Origin of the sequence: Priestia sp. YIM B13491, assembly GCF_042787605.1 — a bacterium.
Classification (GTDB): domain Bacteria; phylum Bacillota; class Bacilli; order Bacillales; family Bacillaceae_H; genus Priestia; species Priestia megaterium_E.
On record NZ_JBHZOR010000017.1, the window covers coordinates 1 to 21,251 of the forward strand.

The window sequence follows — 21,251 nt, forward strand, 5'->3', positions numbered from 1 at the left end:
TGGTAGTTGGGACTTTGTCCCTGTGAGAGTAGGACGTTGCCAGGCACCTGAAAAAGGACTAGCTATTTTAGCTAGTCTTTTTTTTATTATTCACAGAGTATAAGCTATCTACATAAAATGGGGTAAATGAACTGCATAAAGACGTTACATCTTGTCGATACTTAATTAGTGGAGGTGGAGAGTAATGGAAAAACAAATTAAAACATGTTCCGTTTGTCATGAACAGAATACAAAGGGTATTGAGGTGTTTTCCAGCTTTATATGCCAACACTGCGAGATAGAGATTGTAGAGGTGGATTCATCTCATTTTCGTTATCAATTGTTAGTAGATCAATTAAAGAGAATATCAGGAGCGTTTTCTTACTAAAAGCCCTTTTTTATAAGGGCTTCTTTATATGGCTCAAAAAAATCAACTAAGTTTGTTATAATGAAAGAAAAATCAATTTTGATAGGAAAAATACTTACATATTCTTTTATCAAGTTAACAATGTTATATTTACAAAAAGTAAGGAATGGATGTATGGACACATATTTACCTTTATATAACCGTTTAGTAAGGCACAGCGAAAAGAGGTCACTCTCTTATCACGTACCCGGCCACAAAAATGGTCAAATTCTACCTTCACATATTCAGTCTTCTTACGCAGACTTTTTGCAATACGATCTAACAGAAATTAGCGGATTAGATGATTTACATGAAGCAGAATCTGTTATTAAAGAAGCACAAGAGTTAACGGCAAAGTTGTATGGAGTAGATGAAAGCTTTTTTTTAGTTAATGGTTCTACTGTAGGCAATCTCGCCGCGATTTTCTCTCTTTGTCAAGAAGGAGATAAAATTGCTGTTCAAAGAGATTCTCATAAATCTATTTTTAATGCTATTGCTTTATCAAAGGCATCACCTATTTTTTTAGCTCCTGAAATAGATTCAAAAACACATCTTAGTACAGGTGTATCCATTAAAACAATTAAAGCAGCTTTAGAGGGTTCTCAGGATATAAAAGCATTTGTATTAACAAATCCTACTTACTACGGGGTAGCGCGAGATTTAAAGGAGATCATTGATTTTATTCATGGCTACAATATTCCTATAATTATTGATGAAGCTCATGGAGCCCACTTTATTTTAGGTAATCCTTTTCCGTCGTCAGCTGTTACGTATGGAGCGGATCTTGTTGTTCAGTCAGCACATAAAACGCTGCCAGCTATGACTATGGGTTCTTATTTACATATGCAGGGGACGTTGATAAATAAGCAAAGCGTTCGGCATTACCTACAAGTACTGCAGTCAAGCAGTCCCTCATACCCTATTATGGCTTCTCTCGATTTAGCAAGGTATTATCTGCAGCAGTTTACTCAGCATGATATTGATAGAATGACTGACAATATTCATTCGTTTGTTGAAAAGATTAATGAGATTGATACACTTTCAACTATTGATGTGGAAACAGATCAAACTGTTACCGACCTTTTGAAAATGACGTTGACTTGTTCGGCTGCAACAGGATATCATTTGCAAAAGGAACTGGAAAAGCAAGATATTTATACAGAACTAGCTGACGTTAACTATGTATTGTTTGTTCTACCTTTAAGCAGCAGATGGGATTTTAATGATACAATTAAGCGGGTTAGACAAGCAGTAGAGAATATACAGCGTAAGTCATATGAAAAACCACTAATCAAACCATTTCGTTTTTCAAGAGCAACGGTTCTCCTGCCTATGGAAGAAAGAAAACTAAGATCAAAGCATATGTGTTCGTTTGAAGAAGCGATTGGGCGTGTAAGTGCACAATCTGTTATTCCATATCCTCCTGGAATTCCTATTTTAATGGAGGGAGAAACGATTACGAGCAATCATATTGACTATATTTTGCATATTCAAAGGTTAAATGGTCATATTCAGGGCGGCTCTTGTATGGAAGAAGGAAAGATAGAAGTATTTAAATAGAGAAAGGAATTTATACATGTCAGGAACGTTTATTACATTCGAAGGGCCAGAAGGTGCTGGTAAGACGACGATCATCCATATGGTTCAACAAAAATTAATACAAGAGGGCTATAATATTGTATTAACAAGAGAGCCTGGAGGCATACGAATTGCTGAACAAATTCGTGAAATCATCTTAAATCCATCTAATACGGAAATGGATGCCAGAACCGAAGCACTTCTTTATGCTGCGGCTAGAAGACAACATCTTGTAGAAAAAGTGATTCCTGAGCTAAATAAAGGGAATATAGTATTATGCGACCGTTTTATTGATAGCTCACTTGCTTATCAAGGAAATGCGCGGGGTATAGGCGTAGAAGATATTTTTGCTATCAATCAATTTGCTATTGAGCAAACGATGCCACAGGCCACTTTATATTTTGATATTGAGCCTGAGGTCGGGTTAGAAAGAATTAATAAAGGTCGAAAAGATGAGATTAATCGATTAGATTTAGAATCCTTAGACTTTCATTACAAAGTACGAGATGGATATTTATCTCTTTTGAGTGAATTTCCAGAGCGTATTCGACGAATTGATGCAAATCAATCCGTTGAAAAAGTCTGTGAAGAAGCTTATAAACAAATAAAATTGATTTTAAAATAAATACAGATGATCGTTATTCTTGCTATACTATTCTTAACAAAAAAGTAAAATGAGGTGTTATTCATGAAATTAGTAATGGCCGTTATTCAAGATTCAGATAGCTCAAAGCTTTTAAATGCACTTGTAGAAAGAGGGTTTCGTTCAACCAAATTATCAAGTACGGGCGGATTTTTAAAATCAGGGAATACAACAATTATGATTGGTACAGATGATCATAAAGTAGATGAAGTACTTGATATTATTAAGGGCCAATGTGAAAACCGCAGACAGATGATTTCTCCTGTGGCACCGATGGGCGGTAATGCAGATTCATACATTCCATATCCTGTTGAAGTTGAAGTGGGCGGAGCTACAGTATTCGTACTACCAGTAGATCAATTTCATCAATTTTAAGAGAGAAGATTTTAAATAGAAAGTGATGATTGAATGGGAAATACATGGGAACAGCTTGAAGCTCTTCAGCCGAACGTATTAAAGATTTTACAAAACAGCTTACTTAAAGAGCGAGTTGCTCATGCTTATTTATTTGAAGGAAGCAAAGGAACAGGTAAAAAACAAATTAGTTTTTTGTTTGCTAAAGCGCTGTTTTGCCAAAATCCAGTTAATCATAGGCCATGCCATGAGTGCAGTAACTGCCGGCGAATTGATTCAGGTAATCATCCAGATATTCACTTGATTGAGCCAGCTGGTTTATCGATTAAAAAAGAGCAAATTCAATTTTTGCAATCAGAATTCACAAAAACCGGTGTTGAATCTAATAAAAAGTTATATATTGTGAATCATGTTGATAAAATGACAGTAAGCGCAGCAAATAGTTTACTGAAATTTTTAGAAGAGCCTGGCAACGGAACTTATGCAGTTTTATTGACAGAAAATATACAGCGCTTATTAGATACGATTATCTCACGTTGCCAAGTAATATCATTTCGATCTCTTACACCAGAACAGTTAGCTGAAAAACTAGTAGAAAATGGCCTTTCCGCAGTAGATGCGTCCATCTTGTCTAATTTAACAAACAGCATTGATGAAGCAATTGAATTAAGTAAAGATGAATGGTTTGGACTTGCAATAAAGTTAGTGATACAATTATATGAAGTGTTAACAACGAGACCTCAACAAGCTCTTCTTTTTATTCATGAAAAGTGGGTAACACATTTTAAAGAAAAAGAACAAGCACATATTGGTTTAACTTTATTGATGCTTCTTTATCGTGATTTGTTGACGCTGCAAGTTGGACAAGAGTCTAAAATCGTCTATCGTCATAAAATAGAAGAATTAAAACAGCAAGCTCTTCAGACAACGCAGGAAAAAGCGATTTACCGCTTAGAGGTTATCTTGAAGGCCAAAAATAAATTAAATTCAAATATGAATCTACAGTTATTAATGGAACAGCTGGTGTTGGATTTGCAGGAGGGATAAAAGCTTGTATGATGTAGTAGGCGTTCGCTTTAAAAAAGCGGGAAAAATATATTATTTTGACCCTGGAGAACTTACAATTCCAGATGGTGAGTTTGTTATTGTAGAAACAGTTCGTGGTGTTGAATTTGGCAGAGTGGTTATTAATAAAAAGCAAGTAAGTGAAAACGATGTCGTACTTCCTTTGAAAAAAGTAATCCGCATTGCCGAACAAAAAGACAGGCTGATTGTGGATGAAAATAAACAAGCTGCTAGAGAAGCGTATGACGTATGCGTGCAAAAAATTCAATCACACGATTTAGATATGAAGTTAGTAGATGTAGAATATACGTTTGATCGTAATAAAGTCATTTTTTATTTTACAGCAGACGGCCGTATTGATTTTAGAGAGTTAGTTAAAGATTTAGCTGCTATTTTCCGTACGCGAATTGAGCTTCGTCAAATCGGTGTACGAGACGAGGCAAAACTGTTGGGCGGGATAGGTCCTTGTGGCCGTATGCTATGTTGCTCAACGTTTTTAGGTGATTTTGAGCCGGTTTCTATTAAGATGGCCAAAGACCAAAACCTATCGCTTAATCCAACGAAAATTTCTGGTTTATGCGGACGTTTGATGTGTTGTTTAAAATATGAAAATGATGAGTATGAAACGGCAAAAGAACAGCTTCCTGATATAGGCTCAACAATTAAAACTTCAGATGGTTCAGGACGTGTAGTGGGTTTGAATATTTTGGAAAGAATTATTCAAGTGGAACTGTCAGATCACGAACAAATTTTAGAGTATACTCTGGATGAGATCAATAATGAAGGTGCTGTTTCGTTTCAAGCCACAGATTAACGAGGTGGGCAAAGGTGGATAAAAAAGAGATTTTTGATTCGGTGACAAACATGGAGGAACAAATTGGTCATTTATATAAGCAGTTAGGTGAGTTGAAAGAGCATCTTGCTGAGCTAATTGAAGAAAATCATCACCTGCAAATAGAAAATGATCATTTGCGCCGTCGCCTTGACCAGACAAACTTCGAAACGAAGCTGAAAAATAGACATTCAAAAGCAAGCGCTCAAACAAAAGAGCAAAAACAAATTGATATCGGAGAAGGATATGACAATTTGGCTCGCCTTTACCAAGAGGGTTTTCATATTTGTAACATTCATTATGGAAGTGTGCGTAAAGATGGAGACTGTTTGTTTTGCTTGTCATTTTTAAATAAAAAGTAACAACACCTCTCCCTTTTGGAGAGGTTCTTTTTATGAGTAAAAGATGTAAATAATAGATGTACAAGGAGAAGAACGACTATGGTTGAGTTATATGGAGATGAACGTTTAGATTATCTATTAGCCGATGAGGAGATGCGCATTATTCAAAGTCCGTCTGTCTTTTCCTTTTCATTGGATGCTGTGCTTTTATCTCACTTTGCTTATGTCCCAATTCGTAAAGGTAACTTGGTTGATTTATGTTCAGGAAACGGTGTAATCCCACTGTTTTTATCTAAACGAACAAAGGGAAAAATTATTGGTGTAGAAATTCAAGAGCGGCTACATAGTATGGCGCAAAGAAGTATTGCGTATAATCAGCTCGATGGGCAGATTAAAATGATACATGATGATTTAAAAAATGCGCCTCAAGAACTGGGTTATGGAAAATATGATGTTGTAACATGTAATCCTCCTTATTTCACCACATCCAATAAAGAAGAGATAAATGAAAACGAACACTTTGCAATCGCTCGCCACGAAATTCATTGTTCGTTGGAAGATGTGATTAGAGCCAGCAGTCAACTAGTGAAGCAAGGCGGAAAAGTGGCATTAGTTCACCGTCCAGGAAGACTGTTAGATATCGTTACGTTAATGAGGCAGTACCGTTTAGAGCCAAAGAGACTTCAGTTTGTGTATCCTAAAGATGGGAAAGAAGCAAATACACTTTTAATTGAAGGTACGAAGGATGGAAGTCCAGACTTAAAGATTCTTCCTCCGCTGGTGGTCTACCAAGATAATGATGAATACACGGACGAATTAAAAAGGATTTTATATGGAACAAAATAATCATTATTTTTACGTAGTGGAATGCAAGGACTGTACGTATTATGCTGGTTACACGAATAATTTGCAAAAACGTATTTCTGTCCATAATGAAGGAAAAGGGGCAAAATATACGAGAGCAAGAAGGCCTGTTTCATTAATTTGGCATGAGGTATTTACTTCTAAAACAGAAGCTATGCAAAAAGAATATTGGTTCAAACAGTTAAGCAGAGTGCAAAAACAGGCTTACATTCGAAGGGAGCAAGAAAAGCAGAATGAAATCACAAAAAAGTTATGATGTATCGAATGAACGAGGCGTTTTATATTTAGTTCCCACTCCTATTGGAAACTTAGAGGATATGACGTTTCGTGCGATTCGAATTTTAAAAGAAGTTGATTATATTGCCGCAGAAGATACGAGACAAACGAAAAAACTATGTAACCACTTTGAGATTGATACGCCTATTACAAGTTATCATGAACATAATAAACATACAAAAAGTGAACAGCTGTTAAGCGACTTAGATGGTGAAAAAAATATTGCTTTAGTAAGCGACGCGGGCATGCCTTGTATTTCAGATCCTGGTTATGAGTTAGTGGTAGCTGCCGTTAAAGAAGGATATACGGTTGTTCCGCTGCCGGGGCCTAACGCAGCATTAACAGCTTTAATTGCTTCGGGACTACCTACGGGGCAGTTTTATTTTTATGGATTTTTAAACAGAAATAAAAAACAGCGTAAAGAACAGCTTCAAGAGCTTCAGTATATTAAGGAAAGCATGATATTTTATGAAGCCCCTCATCGATTAAAAGAAACGCTAAAGAGTATAGAAGAAATTTTAGGGAACCGATCTATTGTGTTATGTAGAGAGTTAACAAAACGCTATGAAGAATTTTTAAGAGGAAGCGTATTAGAAGCAATTGAATGGACAAATGCCACAGATATTAGAGGCGAATTCTGCTTAATTCTTGAAGGGACAAATGAAGAAGCACCAGATGAAAGTAATCTATGGTGGGAACAGCTCACCATTATCGAGCATGTTGATCACTATGTAGAAGAAGGGCTTTCAAACAAAGAAGCTATTAAGCAAGTGGCAAAAGACCGAGATGTGTCAAAGCGAGACATTTATAGTGAATATCACGTACATTAAAAAAAGCTGTCTATCATAGACAGCTTTTCGTTTTATTTAGAAGCTTGTAAAGAATCTTGAAGTTCTTTCATGATTTGTTCTGCACCTTCACGGCTTAGAATTAATTTGCCGCTAGCAAGTTGAATGTTATCATCAGATACTTCACCTGTTACTTGGCAAGTCATGTTTGGTTTGTATTTTTTTAAGATGATGCGCTCTTCATCTACATAGATTTCTAGAGCATCTTTCTCTGCAATTCCTAATGTACGACGTAATTCAATTGGAATTACTACGCGTCCTAATTCATCAACTTTACGAACAATACCTGTAGATTTCATGTTAATCGTTCTCCTCTCAGTAATCATTTTTCTATGTTATTACTTTCGTCATTATTCGACAATTTCAACGTACTTTCATAATACCAGCGTTTCCAAAACTAGTCAATCATTTTATATGTAAAAAAATGTAGCTGGTAAAAAATTTTTTTCTCGACTTGTTTACAAGCTAATTGTGACCGTCAGTCAAGGAATGACAAGGGGTTTCATTGGAAAAAAGATTAATCGTCTAAATAGCTTGATATTAACTATTTTGAAGATAGGGTAAATATAATTCGACATAAAACGACAAAATTAGACCTATTTGTCGTTTTCATCAAAGTGACTTTTTGAATGAGGGTATATTTTATATAAAAATAGGGCGAAGCTGATACAATTAACAGGATTATTTTTTGGGAAAATAACGATTATTTAAAAATGAAGTGAATCCGTCATATTCCGGTGTATATAGGAAGAGAATGTTTTGAAATTATCATGTAAAATAGTATGATAGATAGTAGAATAAGAAGACAGGGTTTATATGATTACATACATATAAATCAAAATGTTGAAATGGAATGTTGGAGGTTATGAACATGGCAGATGGAAATAATACATTTTATATTACTACGCCGATTTATTATCCGAGTGGTAAATTACATATAGGGCATGCATACACGACGGTAGCGGGAGATGCAATGGCTCGTTATAAACGTTTGAGAGGGTTTGACGTACGTTATTTAACAGGTACGGATGAACATGGTCAAAAAATTCAGCGAAAAGCAGAAGAGAAAAACGTGACACCTCAGCAATACGTAGATGATATTGTATCTGGAATCAAAGAACTGTGGGATAAGATGGATATTTCGTATGATGATTTTATCCGTACAACAGAATCCAGACATAAAGAAATCGTGGAAAAGATTTTCGCGCGCCTTTTAGAACAAGGTGATATTTATCTTGATGAGTATGAAGGTTGGTATTCAGTTCCCGATGAGACGTACTATACAGAGCATCAACTAGTAGATCCAATCGTTGAAAATGGAAAAGTTGTAGGCGGAAAAAGCCCGGATAGCGGACACCCTGTAGAGCTCGTTCGAGAAGAGTCCTATTTCTTTAAAATGGGGAAATACGTAGATCGTTTACTAGCTTTTTATGAAGAAAACCCTTCATTTATTCAACCAGAGTCCCGTAAAAACGAAATGATCAATAATTTTATTAAGCCTGGCCTTGAAGACTTAGCTGTTTCTCGTACGACGTTTGATTGGGGGATAAAAGTTCCAGGTAACCCAAAACACGTTATTTACGTATGGATTGATGCGCTTTCTAACTATATCACCTCTCTTGGGTATGATACAGAGAACGATGAAAACTATCGAAAATATTGGCCGGCCAACGTACATTTAGTAGGAAAAGAAATCGTACGTTTCCATACTATTTATTGGCCAATCATGTTGATGGCACTTGATTTGCCACTTCCTAAGAAAGTATTTGCTCACGGCTGGTTATTAATGAAAGATGGAAAGATGTCGAAGTCAAAAGGGAATGTAGTAGACCCAGTGACATTGATTGACCGCTATGGACTAGATGCCCTTCGTTACTACTTACTTCGTGAAGTTCCATTCGGTTCAGACGGTGTATTCACACCAGAAGCGTTTGTTGAACGTATTAACTTTGACTTAGCAAATGACCTTGGCAACCTAGTTAATCGTACAGTGGCGATGATTAATAAATATTTTGATGGTGTTATTCCGACTTATGAAGGCAATGTAACAGAGTTTGATGCACTTATCGTCCAAGCTCAAAAAGATACAGTGAATAAATATGAAGAAGCGATGGAAGATATGGAGTTTTCAGTGGCTCTTGCTTCTATCTGGCAATATGTAAGCCGCACGAATAAATACATTGATGAAACGCAGCCTTGGGCGTTAGCAAAAGATGAGAATAAGCGTGCAGAACTTGCTTCTGTTATGACACATCTAGCTGAATCAATTCGTCACATTGCGGTATTACTGCAGCCATTCTTAACACGTACACCTGAGAAAATTTTTGCTCAGATTGGTGTAAAAGAAGATGTATTAAAAACGTGGGAAAGTACGACGCGTTTTAATATGCTTAAAGAAGGCACAAAAGTAGAAAAAGGTGAGCCAATGTTCCCTCGTCTAGATCGAGAAGAAGAGGTAGCGTTTATTAAAGAGCAGATGCAAGGAAGTGCTCCAAAAGAAGAAAAACCTGTTGTGAAGGAAGAGTCTTCTGAAGAGATTACAATTGATGATTTCATGAAAGTAGAGCTTCGTGTAGCGCAAGTTACGCAAGTAGAACCAGTTAAAAAGGCAGATAAACTATTAAAGCTTCAGCTTGATCTTGGCTATGAAAAACGCCAGGTTGTATCAGGTATTGCCAAGTTTTATAAGCCTGAAGAATTAGTAGGTCGAAAAGTAATTTGTGTAACCAACTTAAAACCTGTGAAACTGCGCGGTGAACTATCACAAGGAATGATTTTAGCGGGTGAAGATGAGAATGGTCTTTCACTAGCAAGCGTAGATCAAAACTTAGCAAATGGCACGAAGATAAAATAAGTATAGGCAAAAGGGGTGTTTCACGTGTAACATGCGAGGACCCCCTTTTATTCATGGAAAGGATCGATTAGATGTTATTTGATACACATGTTCATTTAAACGCAGAACAGTATGAAGATGATTTGCAAGAAGTAATTAATCGTGCGTTAGAAAAAGGTGTTCAAAACATGGTAGTTGTGGGATTCGATGAACCTACCATCAAAAAGGCTATTCAAATAGCTGAAACGTATGACTTTATCTATGCTAGTGTAGGATGGCATCCAGTAGATGCAATTGATATGACAGATGAGCACTTAGCTTGGATTGAAGAATTAGCTCAGCATCCGAAAGTTGTGGCTTTAGGGGAAATGGGATTAGACTACCATTGGGATAAATCACCTAAAGAGGTTCAAAAGGACGTATTTCGCCGTCAAATTCGCTTAGCTCGCAAAGTGAATTTACCTATCATTATTCATAATCGTGATGCAACGGAAGACGTGGTAACCATTTTAAAAGAAGAGCACGTAGAAGAAGTAGGCGGGATTATGCATTGCTTCACGGGCAGTATTGAAGTAGCGAAGCAGTGTATGGATATGAATATGTATATTTCTTTTGGTGGACCTGTTACTTTTAAAAATGCGAAAAAACCAAAAGAAGTTGCTACAGAGCTTCCTTTAGACAAACTATTAATTGAAACAGACTGTCCTTATCTAACTCCTCATCCATTCCGCGGCAAGCGCAATGAACCTGGTTATGTTTCATACGTAGCAGAGCAAATTGCAGAGTTAAAAGGGATAACGTATGAAGAATTAGCTGATATTACAACAGCTAACGCCAAAAAGCTATTTGGCATTAATGATTAAAACTTTTTCTCATATAACAATCATTTTCGTGTTAAAGTAAAGATAGGCGCAGAGGAGAATGTTATCCTCTGCCTTTTTCAGTTAAAATAACAGGTAAATGCTTTTTAATTTAGTTGATAATAAGATAAAACGTTGATTTCATAGAAGAAAAATGATGTGCGTAACGAGCATTTCGTTTTTACTGAAAAGCAAATGAACAAAACTGAATGTTTTGGAGGAAGCAATGAAGATTAAAGAAATTATTGTAGTAGAAGGCCGAGATGACACTGTAGCGATTAAACGTGCAGTGGATGCGGATACCATCGAGACAAATGGATCAGCTGTAAATGAAGAAACCATTGAGAAAGTAAAATTAGCTCAAAAAACAAGAGGCGTGATTATTTTTACAGATCCAGATTATCCGGGACAGCGAATTCGAAATATTGTTTCAGAACGTGTTCCCGGATGTAAACATGCATTCTTAGATAAAGAAGAGGCTCGCCCTAAAAATGGCAAAGGCATTGGAGTTGAACATGCTTCTATTGCGTCTATTCAAAAAGCACTAAAAGATGTGAAGCAAGAGTGGATGGGGGCAGCTATGGAGATTTCTCAAGAGGATTTAATCGTAGCTCGTTTGATAGGAGATAGTAAAGCCAAATCTCGACGTGAAAGAATAGGAAAGTTATTAAAAATTGGCTATGCCAACGGAAAGCAGCTCCATAAACGCTTACAGATGTTCCAAATTTCAAAAGAGGACTTTATCAGAGCTGTTGAGCAGATAAATAAGGAGGAAAAGGGATCGTGTTAAAAGATATTGCAACGCCTAATCGAACCAAGGAAATTTTAAAGAAATACGGTTTTACATTTAAAAAGAGTTTGGGACAAAATTTTTTAATTGATACGAACATTTTACATCGTATTGTTGATCATGCGGAAATAACAGAAGAAACGGGAGCTATTGAAATTGGACCTGGTATCGGGGCCTTAACTGAACAGCTAGCAAAGCGCGCAAAAAAAGTACTAGCATTTGAAATCGATCAGCGTCTGCTTCCGATTTTAGCTGATACGCTTTCTCCTTACCCAAATGCAAAAGTTATTCATCAAGATGTGTTAAAAGCGGATTTAAAAGGGACGCTCGAACAAGAATTCGAAAACATAGAAGATTTAATGGTCGTTGCGAATTTACCCTATTATGTGACGACACCCATTTTGATGAAATTATTAGAAGAGCAAATTCCGGTACGTGGAATCGTCGTTATGCTTCAAAAAGAAGTTGCTGACCGTATAGCAGCTAAACCGGGAACAAAAGAGTACGGTTCACTTTCTATTGCGATTCAATACTATACAGAGGCTGAGACGGTTATGATTGTGCCTAAAACAGTGTTTAATCCGCAGCCTAATGTAGACTCAGCTGTTATTCGATTGTTAAGAAGACCGAAGCCAGCGGTAGAAGTACAAGATGAAGCATTCTTCTTTCAAGTTGTACGAGCAAGTTTCGGACAGCGTCGAAAAACAATTTTAAACAATCTAGTGAACAACTTGCCAAATGGGAAGCAGAAAAAAGCGGACATTGAGCAAGCACTTTCAACTGCTGAAATTGATCCGAAACGAAGAGGCGAAACGTTATCTATTCAAGAATTTGGAAAGTTAAGTGATCAACTTTTAAAATCATTTCGCTAAATTATCACATTTTTATCATGAAGTCATAGGCTATGAAGAGAATTTATTTTTGAAGTAGCAAAGACGGAGTGAAGCATATGAACATCAAAATTGGTGATATAGTTACACGACCTTCTTATCAAAGAGATTTGCTTTTTCGTGTTATAGCTATTAATGACAGCGAAGCGGGGAAATATGCGACTTTAATAGGAGAAGACGTTCGGTTGATTGCCGACGCTCCTTGTACAGATCTAGAGGTTGTGGATGCTAAAGAACAGGATCAAAGAAAAAAACAAGAAGAAGAACTTTTAGAAAGATCCTTGGAGCTTATTCAACAGGATTATCGGCTCGTTCGAGAGAAAACTGAATATAGCATGACAAATGGATACAGCCATTCACATCGCTTATTTCAAATTCCAGGAAAGGTCCTGCACGTAGACGGAGACCCTAATTATTTACGTAAATGTTTGTTGGTTTACGAAAAAATTGGTGTTCCTGTTTATGGTGTTCATTGCGTTGAGTCAGAAATGCCGGAGAAGGTTGGAAAGCTAATTGAGGATGTAAGACCTGATATTCTAGTGCTGACAGGTCATGATGCCTATTCCAAAGGAAAAGGAAATAAAGATGATCTCCTTGCTTATAGACATTCCAAGCACTATATTCAAACAGTCCAAGAAGCAAGAAAAAGAGTTGGTAATTTAGATCAGCTGGTGATCTTTGCAGGTGCCTGTCAATCGCATTTTGAATTATTGATTCAAGCTGGAGCAAACTTTGCTAGTTCACCTTCACGTGTAAATATTCATGCTCTTGACCCTGTGTATGTAGTAGCAAAACTAAGTTTTACTCCTTTCACGGATCGTATTAATGTATGGGACGTCTTACGTAATACATTAACGGGTGCTAAAGGTTTAGGAGGAGTAGAAACAAAAGGGCTGCTTCGCACGGGCATGCCTTATGAAAGCGATGAGTAGAAATAAAAACAACTGGTTACAGCATGTACACGCATGATGTGCAACCAGTTGTTTTTTCGTATGAAGCCAAAGTATACGCTTAATTACACAAAATCATTTTCAATATTTGCTAAAGATATACATATTTCGTTGAAAAACGAGCATACTAACAGCGAAATGTAGATTCATGTTGAAAATTATTTATTGACACAATTAGAGATAGATTGTTATAATTTTATGTTTTTGACTATTTTTCTAACATGTGTTACACTATACATAGTGAGGTGGACCAATATGGCGAAAACTTTGTCTGATATTAAGCAAGCGCTGGATTTGCACCTAGGCCAACGATTAACTTTAAAAGCAAACGGTGGTCGTAGAAAAACAGTAGAACGTTCAGGTGTATTAACAGAAACGTACCCATCTGTTTTTATCGTTGAATTAGATCAAGAGGAAAACTCTTTGGAGCGCGTTTCGTATAGTTACGCAGATGTGTTAACGGAAACAGTGCAACTAAAATTTTTCTAAGAATGACATAGGCAATATAGCAAGTGGTGATGAGCAGTGGACATTGGTTTACTGCTTTTTTATTGGTCTTTTTTTCAAATTATATATGCAATATTTTTTATACATACTATACATATCGTCCTCGCGTTTCTTATGTAAAAGAGCGAGGAGATTCAGGTTGAAATTTCATTTTATACGTAAAGGAGCCATGTGCAATGTCAAGGCGTAGAGGGATTATGTCATCGAAGCTGAAAGAAGAACTGGCTAAAGAACTTGGTTTTTACGATACTGTACAAGCAGAAGGCTGGGGCGCTATTCGGGCAAAAGACGCAGGCAATATGGTGAAGCGAGCTGTAGAGCTTGCACAGCAGCAGCTAAAGCAATAGCATAGTGAAAATCAATGCTTATACGATTATTTAAAGTGAAATGAGGAAAACCGAAGTGTATAACCGCTTCGGTTTTTTTGTCCCAAAATGAAAGATAAAAAAGAGGATTAAACAAAGATGTTTAAATGAACAGCTATATCTTGTTCATTTTATGATAAAATAGCGTTAAACTCGATAAGATGAAGTAGGTGAAGTAAGTTGAAATTAATGGTGAAAGCACCGGCTAAAATAAATTTGTCACTTGATGTGTTACATAAACGTCCAGATGGTTACCATGAAGTTAAGATGATTATGACAACAATTGATTTAGCGGACAGAATTGAACTTTCTGACCGTGAAGATGGACGAATTGTTATTTATTCTCATAATCGCTTTGTTCCAGATGACCAGCGAAATCTCGCTTATCAGGCAGCGCAGATTTTGAAGCGACGTTATAACATTTCAAAAGGTGTAAATATATTAATTGATAAACATATTCCAGTAGCTGCCGGATTAGCTGGAGGCAGCAGTGACGCGGCTGCTACATTACGCGGTTTAAATACGTTATGGGAATTAGGGTTATCATTAGACACACTTGCAGAAATAGGGGCTGAGATTGGCTCTGACGTATCTTTTTGCGTGTACGGAGGGACAGCTCTTGCTACAGGGCGCGGAGAGATTGTAGAGCATATTGAGGCACCTCCAAGCTGCTGGGTGATTTTGGCTAAGCCTGAAATAGGTGTTTCTACAGCAGATGTATATCGAAACTTAAAAATTGAAGAGATGGATCATCCGAAAGTAGATGAGATGGTTCACGCCATACAATCAGGAAATTATGATGAAATGTGTAGCCTTGTCGGAAATGTATTGGAAGCAGTAACGCTGAAAATGCATCCGGAAGTAGCTCTCATTAAAGAACAAATAAAGCGTTTTGGCGCCGATGCTGTGCTCATGAGCGGCAGTGGGCCAACTGTATTCGGACTTGTACAGCATGATTCACGTATGCACCGCATTTATAATGGATTACGTGGCTTTTGTGATAAAGTTTATGCAGTTAGGCTACTAGGTGAACGAATAACGCTTGAATAAATCCGTATGTTAATGTTATATTTACATTACAATATTCGGATTTTCAGGAGGATGTTATGAAGTTTCGACGTAGTGGACGATTAATTGATATGACCAACTATTTCATTCAAAACCCTCAGCGCCTTATCCCTCTTACGTATTTTGCAGATAAATATGATTCAGCAAAATCATCTATTAGTGAAGATATGGCGATTATTAAACAAACTTTTGAACAGCAGGGTATCGGAACTTTGGTTACGCTACCAGGGGCTGCCGGCGGAGTTAAATTCATTCCAAAGATGACGAATGAAGAAGCCGGTCAGCTTGTTCAAGAATTATGTGGGTTGATTGAAAAACCTGAGCGTTTATTGCCAGGTGGATATTTATATTTAACTGATATTTTAGGGAACCCCCGCGTTGTGAATAAAATCGGTCGCTTGTATGCGTCGCTTTTTGCTAACCGCAAAATCGATGTGGTGATGACTGTAGCAACAAAAGGTATTCCTATTGCGTATGCGGTTGCTCAGTATTTAGATGTGCCCGTTGTTATTGTGCGCAGAGACAGTAAAGTAACTGAAGGATCGACCGTTAGTATTAACTACGTATCGGGTTCATCTAAGCGCATTCAAACGATGCTGTTAGCTAAAAGAAGTTTAGCGGTGGGGTCAAATGTACTCATCATTGATGATTTCATGAAAGCTGGCGGTACTGTAAATGGAATGGTTAGCTTGCTTGAAGAGTTCGATGCAACTGTTGCTGGTATTGGAGTTTTAGTAGAATCAGAAGATATTGAAGAACGTTTAGTGGATGAGTATGTGTCCCTTGTACAATTAACAGATGTAAATATCAAAGATAAACAAATTCGTGTACAAGAAGGCAATTACTTAAAATATATTTGATCAAGTAAGGGAGAGGAACATATGTTACAGGTTCAAACAAAAAATGCACCGCAAGCTATTGGTCCATATTCACAGGGAATTGTTGTGAATAACTTGTTTTACAGTTCAGGTCAAATTCCACTTCGTCCAGATGGTACGTTAGTCGAAGGAGATGTTCAAGTACAAGCTACTCAGGTATTTGAAAATCTAAAAGCAGTTCTTGAAGAAGCTGGAGCTTCTCTAAATACAGTTGTAAAGGCAACCGTGTTCATTAAAGATATGAACGACTTCGCAGCGTTAAATGAAGTCTATGGCGACTACTTCGGGGACCATAAGCCGGCACGTTCATGTGTAGAAGTAGCGAGACTACCTAAAGATGTACTTGTTGAAATTGAAGTTATTGCGCTCGTTAAAGGGTAATTAAATTAACAAATTTCTAACAAAAAGCAAGTAACTTCCAATTGTTCACTTTTTTTGCGAAAATTTTCTAAAAATTTTTTCTGAATAGCAGGAAAACACAAAATTCTGTGGAATTAAGTATGTAAAGCTTCGCATAGAAAAAGGTGGTGAACAAGATGGAAGTAACTGACGTAAGATTACGCCGCGTGAACACTGAAGGACGTATGAGAGCGATTGCTTCAATCACATTAGATGGTGAATTTGTTGTTCATGATATTCGTGTGATTGATGGTAATAATGGCTTATTTGTAGCCATGCCAAGTAAACGTACACCGGATGGTGAGTTCCGTGATATTGCACATCCAATCAATTCAAATACTCGCGGAAAGATTCAAGATGCTGTTTTAGCAGAATATCATCGTTTAGGTGAGGTAGAAGTTGAATTCGAAGAAGCGGGTGCTTCGTAAACATATGATACATTAAGAGTCTACTGAAAAGTAGGCTCTTTTCTTTTTGATTACCACTTATATAATTTCACACCTTTGTAAAACTTTAGCATTACCAAAAAATAAAATTCATGACTTATAAATGATTCCTTGAAATGCTGTCATTTTTGATATAATATTCTTAATGGATAAAAAGGTAAAATTGGAGGCCTGTTATGTCAAAAAGATATGCAGTCATATTGGCAGCTGGTCAGGGTACACGTATGAAGTCATCTTTATATAAAGTGTTACACCCTGTGTGTGGCAAACCGATGGTGCAACACGTAATTGATCAGTTATCACGTTTAGATTTAACAAATTTAATTACAGTTGTAGGTCACGGTGCCGAAAAAGTGAAATCACATGTTGGAGATAAAAGCTTATTTGCTTTACAAGAAGAGCAGTTAGGAACAGCTCATGCAGTGATGCAAGCAGAATCTTTACTTGCACATGAAAAAGGTACGACAATTGTTGTATGTGGAGATACTCCGCTTATTACAGCTGAAACAATTGAATCTTTATTAAAGCATCATGAAGCAACAAATGCAATGGCAACTATTTTAACAGCTCATGCAGAAGATCCAACAGGATATGGACGCATCATTCGAAATGAACAAGGGTCTGTTGAAAAGATTGTGGAGCATAAAGATGCCACAGAACAAGAGCGTCTTGTACAGGAAATTAATACTGGTACGTATTGTTTTGATAATGAGAAATTATTTGAGACACTTTCAAAAGTTTCAAATGATAATGTACAGGGAGAGTATTATTTACCTGATGTTATCGAAATTCTAAAAAATGAAGGTCAAATTATTTCTGCATATCAAACATCCGATTTTGCTGAAACATTGGGCGTTAATGATCGATTTGCTCTGTCTCAAGCAGAAGAAACAATGAAGAAGCGCATCAACAAGCATCATATGTTAAATGGAGTGACGATTGTGGATCCTTCTAACACGTACATTTCAGCAGATGCTGTTATTGGCAGAGATACGGTTATTTATCCTGGTACGGTTATTCAAGGAACAGTTGTAATTGGAGAGAATTGTGAAGTAGGCCCTAACAGTGAAATTAAAGACTGCAAAATAGGTAATAATACTTCTATTCGCCATTCTGTTGCTCACGATAGTGAAATTGGTCACGAAGTCACAATTGGCCCATTTGCACATATTCGTCCTCAATCATTAATTGGAGATGAAGTGCGCGTAGGAAACTTTGTAGAAATTAAAAAAGCATCTTTTGGCAAAGGTAGCAAAGCTTCTCATTTAAGTTATATTGGAGACGCAGAGGTCGGAAAAGGTGTAAACTTAGGGTGCGGATCTATTACAGTTAACTACGATGGGAAAAATAAATTTTTAACAAAGATTGAAGATGGGGCATTCGTAGGATGTAACTCAAACTTAATTGCACCTGTAACAATTGGTGAAGGCGCCTATGTTGCAGCTGGTTCAACTGTAACGGATGATGTGCCAGGAAAAGCATTATCAATTGCTCGTGCGAAACAAGTAAATAAAGAAAACTATGCTGAAAAGCTTGATATTAATAAAAAATCCTGACGGAGGTTTCACAATAAAATGTCAAATGTATATGCTGATGAAAATTTAAAGTTATTTACGCTAAATTCAAACAAGGCTTTAGCTGAAGAGATCGCAAAAGTAATTGGTGTGGAATTAGGTAAATGTTCGGTTGATCGTTTCAGTGACGGTGAAATTCAAATTAACATTGAAGAAAGTATCCGTGGTTGTGATGTATTTATCATTCAATCAACAAGTGCTCCAGTTAATGAACACTTAATGGAATTATTAATTATGATTGATGCATTAAAACGTGCATCAGCTAAAACAATTAACATTGTTATGCCTTACTATGGCTATGCTCGTCAGGATCGTAAAGCTCGTGCACGTGAACCAATCACTGCCAAATTAGCAGCAAATATCATTGAAAAAGCGGGAGCTACTCGTATTATCACATTAGATTTACATGCTCCTCAAATTCAAGGTTTCTTCGATATTCCAATTGACCATTTAGTAGGTGTTCCAATTTTAGGTGAATACTTCAAGAGTAAAAATCTTGATGACGTTGTTGTTGTATCTCCGGACCACGGTGGTGTAACGCGTGCTCGCCGTTTAGCGGAACGTCTAAAAGCGCCGATCGCTATCATTGACAAACGTCGTCCTCGTCCAAACGTAGCAGAAGTTATGAACATTGTTGGACAAGTGGAAGGAAAAACAGCAATCTTGATTGATGACATGATTGATACAGCCGGTACAATTACAATTGGTGCAAGTGCATTAATTGAAGCAGGTGCAAAAGAAGTATATGCTTGTTGTACACATCCAGTGCTTTCAGGCCCTGCAATTGAGCGTATTCAAAATTCTACAATCAAAGAGCTAGCTGTAACAAACTCTATTGCTTTAACAGAAGATAAGAAAATTGGTAAAGTAACAGAACTTTCAGTAGCTCCGTTAATCGGTGAAGCGATTATTCGTGTTCACGAAGAGCAATCAGTTAGTACGTTATTTGATTGATAAACAGAACCTCTTTCCAAATGGAAAGAGGTTTTTTTGAAAAAAATTAAATGGGCTAATCCTTTGTTTTAAAGGGATTTGGACAGGATGAACAAAGATATATTACTGTTCGAACTGCGTTTCATGTTTAGCAACCTTCTAAAAAGGGTACATTTTAAGTAGAAAACATACTGGAAGGTGAATAAAATGAGTATTTCAATTCAAGCAAATAAAAGAACGGATTTCAAAAATTCTACAAATAGAAAGATTCGCGACGAAGGAAACTTCCCAGCGGTTGTTTACGGAAATAAAACAGAATCCACACCTATTTACTTAAACAGTGCTGATTTTATTAAGACTATTCGTGAAGCAGGGCGCAATGGAGTGTTAACATTACAAGTGGATAAGCAAAAATATTCCGTAATGTTACATGATATTCAAACTGATCCATTAAAAAACGAAATTGTCCACGCCGATTTCCAAGTGGTCGACATGAAGAAAGAAATTGATACTGAAGTTTCTTTATCTCTAGTAGGAGAAGCAAAAGGAACAAAAGAAGGCGGCGTATTACAGCAGTCTCTATATGAAATTTCATTAAAAGGCTTGCCGCAAGATATCCCATCATCTATTGATGTAGATGTATCAGATTTAGGAATTAATGATACAATTACAGTAGCGGATATTAAGGTAGATAAAAAGCTGGAAATTACGCATGATGCAGAAGATACAGTTGCTTCTGTACTACCTCCTCAACAGGAAGAAGAGCCGGACAGCGGCGAAGTTCAGGATGCTGAAGGCGATGTTGAAGCAATAAAAGAAAAAGATAACGAAGAATAATATAAAAAGACGTAACCAAAAGGTTACGTCTTTTTGTGTGAATTGATTATAATAAAAGTGATACTATATAGTAATGTAAAACATTAAAGACATTTACCTATTATGTACAACTTACATAGAGTGGAAAGGAGTATCTATTTTGAAATTAATCGTTGGTTTAGGGAATCCTGGAAAAGAATATGACCGAACTCGTCATAACATAGGATTTATGGCAATTGATAAAATTGCTGAACAGTTTATGATTTCATTAGATAAAACAAAGTTTAACGGAATATATGGAACAGGTATAATAAAAGGAGAAAAAGTCATATTATTAAAGCCTCTAACATATATGAATTTATCAGGAGAAAGTATTCGCCCGTTAATGGACTATTTTGATATAGACGTCGAAGACTTGCTTGTTATTTACGATGACTTAGATTTACCGTGCGGAAAAGTAAGATTGCGTACAAAAGGAAGTCCAGGCGGCCATAACGGAATAAAATCAATTATTCAGCATTTAAAAACCCAAGAATTTAACCGAATTCGTATTGGAATTGATCGTCCGCAAAACGGTATGAAAGTAGTTGATTACGTACTAGGGCGCTTTACAGCAGATGAAATGGTTCATATGGAAGAAGCGATGAAAACGTCTGTACACGCGAGTGAAGATTTTTTAGGTAAACCGTTCTTAGAAGTAATGAATCGCTATAATTAAGTAGAATAAAATTTCTCTCAATCGTCCATACTAACACT

The 21,251-nt window shown here is 36.7% G+C and carries 26 protein-coding genes; 25 read left to right on the forward strand and 1 reads right to left on the reverse strand.

Annotated features, from left to right (window positions below):
* Positions 1-184 precede the first annotated feature (184 nt).
* From ACFX4E_RS26400 to rsmI, 10 genes are all read left to right on the forward strand, one after another.
* Entirely contained in the window at positions 185-367 is a 183-nt protein-coding gene (locus ACFX4E_RS26400) for a sigma factor G inhibitor Gin (RefSeq protein ID WP_028410359.1), read from the forward strand.
* 153 nt (positions 368-520) lie between these two features.
* Positions 521-1,945 carry an aminotransferase class I/II-fold pyridoxal phosphate-dependent enzyme gene (locus ACFX4E_RS26405; protein ID WP_060744943.1) on the forward strand — a complete coding sequence of 475 codons (1,425 nt, stop codon included), beginning with the start codon at positions 521-523 and terminating at the stop codon, positions 1,943-1,945.
* A 16-nt stretch (positions 1,946-1,961) separates the two neighbouring features.
* Positions 1,962-2,588 (forward strand): dTMP kinase, encoded by a 627-nt coding sequence (tmk, locus tag ACFX4E_RS26410; RefSeq protein WP_013081331.1) that lies wholly within the window; start codon positions 1,962-1,964, stop codon positions 2,586-2,588.
* A 63-nt stretch (positions 2,589-2,651) separates the two neighbouring features.
* Positions 2,652-2,981: a cyclic-di-AMP receptor gene (locus ACFX4E_RS26415; RefSeq protein ID WP_013054845.1), complete on the forward strand. Its 330-nt coding sequence runs from the start codon at positions 2,652-2,654 to the stop codon at positions 2,979-2,981.
* Between the two features lie 33 nt (positions 2,982-3,014).
* Positions 3,015-4,007 (forward strand): DNA polymerase III subunit delta', encoded by a 993-nt coding sequence (gene holB, locus ACFX4E_RS26420; protein ID WP_025753146.1) that lies wholly within the window; start codon positions 3,015-3,017, stop codon positions 4,005-4,007.
* Positions 4,008-4,011: 4 nt separating this feature from the next.
* Positions 4,012-4,839 (forward strand): PSP1 domain-containing protein, encoded by an 828-nt coding sequence (locus tag ACFX4E_RS26425; RefSeq protein ID WP_028410357.1) that lies wholly within the window; start codon positions 4,012-4,014, stop codon positions 4,837-4,839.
* A gap of 14 nt (positions 4,840-4,853) precedes the next feature.
* A complete protein-coding gene (gene yabA / locus ACFX4E_RS26430; RefSeq protein WP_013054848.1) occupies positions 4,854-5,219 on the forward strand; it encodes a DNA replication initiation control protein YabA in 366 nt (121 codons plus the stop codon).
* A 78-nt stretch (positions 5,220-5,297) separates the two neighbouring features.
* The gene (locus ACFX4E_RS26435) at positions 5,298-6,044 is read left to right on the forward strand and encodes a tRNA1(Val) (adenine(37)-N6)-methyltransferase (protein WP_028410356.1); all 747 of its coding nucleotides are present in this window, start codon (positions 5,298-5,300) and stop codon (positions 6,042-6,044) included.
* Complete coding sequence (locus ACFX4E_RS26440; RefSeq protein ID WP_013054850.1) at positions 6,031-6,318, forward strand: GIY-YIG nuclease family protein; 288 nt, start codon at positions 6,031-6,033, stop codon at positions 6,316-6,318. The genes ACFX4E_RS26435 and ACFX4E_RS26440 overlap by 14 nt, the downstream gene beginning before the upstream one ends.
* Positions 6,296-7,168 carry a 16S rRNA (cytidine(1402)-2'-O)-methyltransferase gene (rsmI, locus tag ACFX4E_RS26445; protein WP_028410355.1) on the forward strand — a complete coding sequence of 291 codons (873 nt, stop codon included), beginning with the start codon at positions 6,296-6,298 and terminating at the stop codon, positions 7,166-7,168. The genes ACFX4E_RS26440 and rsmI overlap by 23 nt, the downstream gene beginning before the upstream one ends.
* Before the next feature lie 32 nt (positions 7,169-7,200).
* On the opposite strand, the gene ACFX4E_RS26450 is transcribed toward rsmI, so the two are convergent.
* Positions 7,201-7,491, reverse strand: coding sequence for a transition state genes transcriptional regulator AbrB (locus ACFX4E_RS26450; RefSeq protein WP_170836841.1), 291 nt, complete (start codon positions 7,489-7,491; stop codon positions 7,201-7,203).
* A 566-nt stretch (positions 7,492-8,057) separates the two neighbouring features.
* Between ACFX4E_RS26450 and metG the strand changes: the two genes are divergently transcribed.
* The 15 genes from metG (at position 8,058) to pth (ending at position 21,213) form a co-directional block, all read left to right on the forward strand.
* Positions 8,058-10,040, forward strand: coding sequence for a methionine--tRNA ligase (gene metG / locus ACFX4E_RS26455; RefSeq protein ID WP_098334883.1), 1,983 nt, complete (start codon positions 8,058-8,060; stop codon positions 10,038-10,040).
* Positions 10,041-10,111: 71 nt separating this feature from the next.
* Positions 10,112-10,882 (forward strand): TatD family hydrolase, encoded by a 771-nt coding sequence (locus ACFX4E_RS26460; protein WP_025753152.1) that lies wholly within the window; start codon positions 10,112-10,114, stop codon positions 10,880-10,882.
* Between the two features lie 223 nt (positions 10,883-11,105).
* Entirely contained in the window at positions 11,106-11,669 is a 564-nt protein-coding gene (gene rnmV, locus ACFX4E_RS26465) for a ribonuclease M5 (RefSeq protein ID WP_013081337.1), read from the forward strand.
* Positions 11,663-12,541, forward strand: a complete 879-nt coding sequence (gene rsmA, locus ACFX4E_RS26470; RefSeq protein WP_028410352.1) for a 16S rRNA (adenine(1518)-N(6)/adenine(1519)-N(6))-dimethyltransferase RsmA — start codon at positions 11,663-11,665, stop codon at positions 12,539-12,541. Before rnmV ends, rsmA begins: the two co-directional genes overlap by 7 nt.
* A gap of 77 nt (positions 12,542-12,618) precedes the next feature.
* On the forward strand, positions 12,619-13,491 hold the full coding sequence (gene yabG / locus ACFX4E_RS26475; RefSeq protein ID WP_025601509.1) for a sporulation peptidase YabG: 873 nt from the start codon (positions 12,619-12,621) through the stop codon (positions 13,489-13,491).
* Positions 13,492-13,764: 273 nt separating this feature from the next.
* Entirely contained in the window at positions 13,765-13,998 is a 234-nt protein-coding gene (gene veg, locus ACFX4E_RS26480; protein WP_013054859.1) for a biofilm formation stimulator Veg, read from the forward strand.
* Between the two features lie 194 nt (positions 13,999-14,192).
* Complete coding sequence (locus ACFX4E_RS26485; protein WP_013054860.1) at positions 14,193-14,363, forward strand: small, acid-soluble spore protein, alpha/beta type; 171 nt, start codon at positions 14,193-14,195, stop codon at positions 14,361-14,363.
* 198 nt (positions 14,364-14,561) lie between these two features.
* Positions 14,562-15,431 carry a 4-(cytidine 5'-diphospho)-2-C-methyl-D-erythritol kinase gene (gene ispE / locus ACFX4E_RS26490; RefSeq protein ID WP_025753156.1) on the forward strand — a complete coding sequence of 290 codons (870 nt, stop codon included), beginning with the start codon at positions 14,562-14,564 and terminating at the stop codon, positions 15,429-15,431.
* Between the two features lie 56 nt (positions 15,432-15,487).
* Positions 15,488-16,309: a pur operon repressor gene (purR, locus tag ACFX4E_RS26495; RefSeq protein ID WP_013054862.1), complete on the forward strand. Its 822-nt coding sequence runs from the start codon at positions 15,488-15,490 to the stop codon at positions 16,307-16,309.
* A gap of 21 nt (positions 16,310-16,330) precedes the next feature.
* A complete protein-coding gene (locus tag ACFX4E_RS26500) occupies positions 16,331-16,708 on the forward strand; it encodes a RidA family protein (protein ID WP_013054863.1) in 378 nt (125 codons plus the stop codon).
* A gap of 155 nt (positions 16,709-16,863) precedes the next feature.
* Complete coding sequence (spoVG, locus tag ACFX4E_RS26505) at positions 16,864-17,154, forward strand: septation regulator SpoVG (protein WP_013054864.1); 291 nt, start codon at positions 16,864-16,866, stop codon at positions 17,152-17,154.
* A 194-nt stretch (positions 17,155-17,348) separates the two neighbouring features.
* On the forward strand, positions 17,349-18,728 hold the full coding sequence (glmU, locus tag ACFX4E_RS26510; protein WP_028410351.1) for a bifunctional UDP-N-acetylglucosamine diphosphorylase/glucosamine-1-phosphate N-acetyltransferase GlmU: 1,380 nt from the start codon (positions 17,349-17,351) through the stop codon (positions 18,726-18,728).
* An 18-nt stretch (positions 18,729-18,746) separates the two neighbouring features.
* Positions 18,747-19,700 carry a ribose-phosphate diphosphokinase gene (locus tag ACFX4E_RS26515; RefSeq protein WP_014462059.1) on the forward strand — a complete coding sequence of 318 codons (954 nt, stop codon included), beginning with the start codon at positions 18,747-18,749 and terminating at the stop codon, positions 19,698-19,700.
* 186 nt (positions 19,701-19,886) lie between these two features.
* Entirely contained in the window at positions 19,887-20,516 is a 630-nt protein-coding gene (locus tag ACFX4E_RS26520) for a 50S ribosomal protein L25/general stress protein Ctc (protein ID WP_377238960.1), read from the forward strand.
* A gap of 139 nt (positions 20,517-20,655) precedes the next feature.
* Entirely contained in the window at positions 20,656-21,213 is a 558-nt protein-coding gene (gene pth / locus ACFX4E_RS26525) for an aminoacyl-tRNA hydrolase (protein ID WP_028410349.1), read from the forward strand.
* The last annotated feature ends 38 nt before the right edge of the window (positions 21,214-21,251 follow it).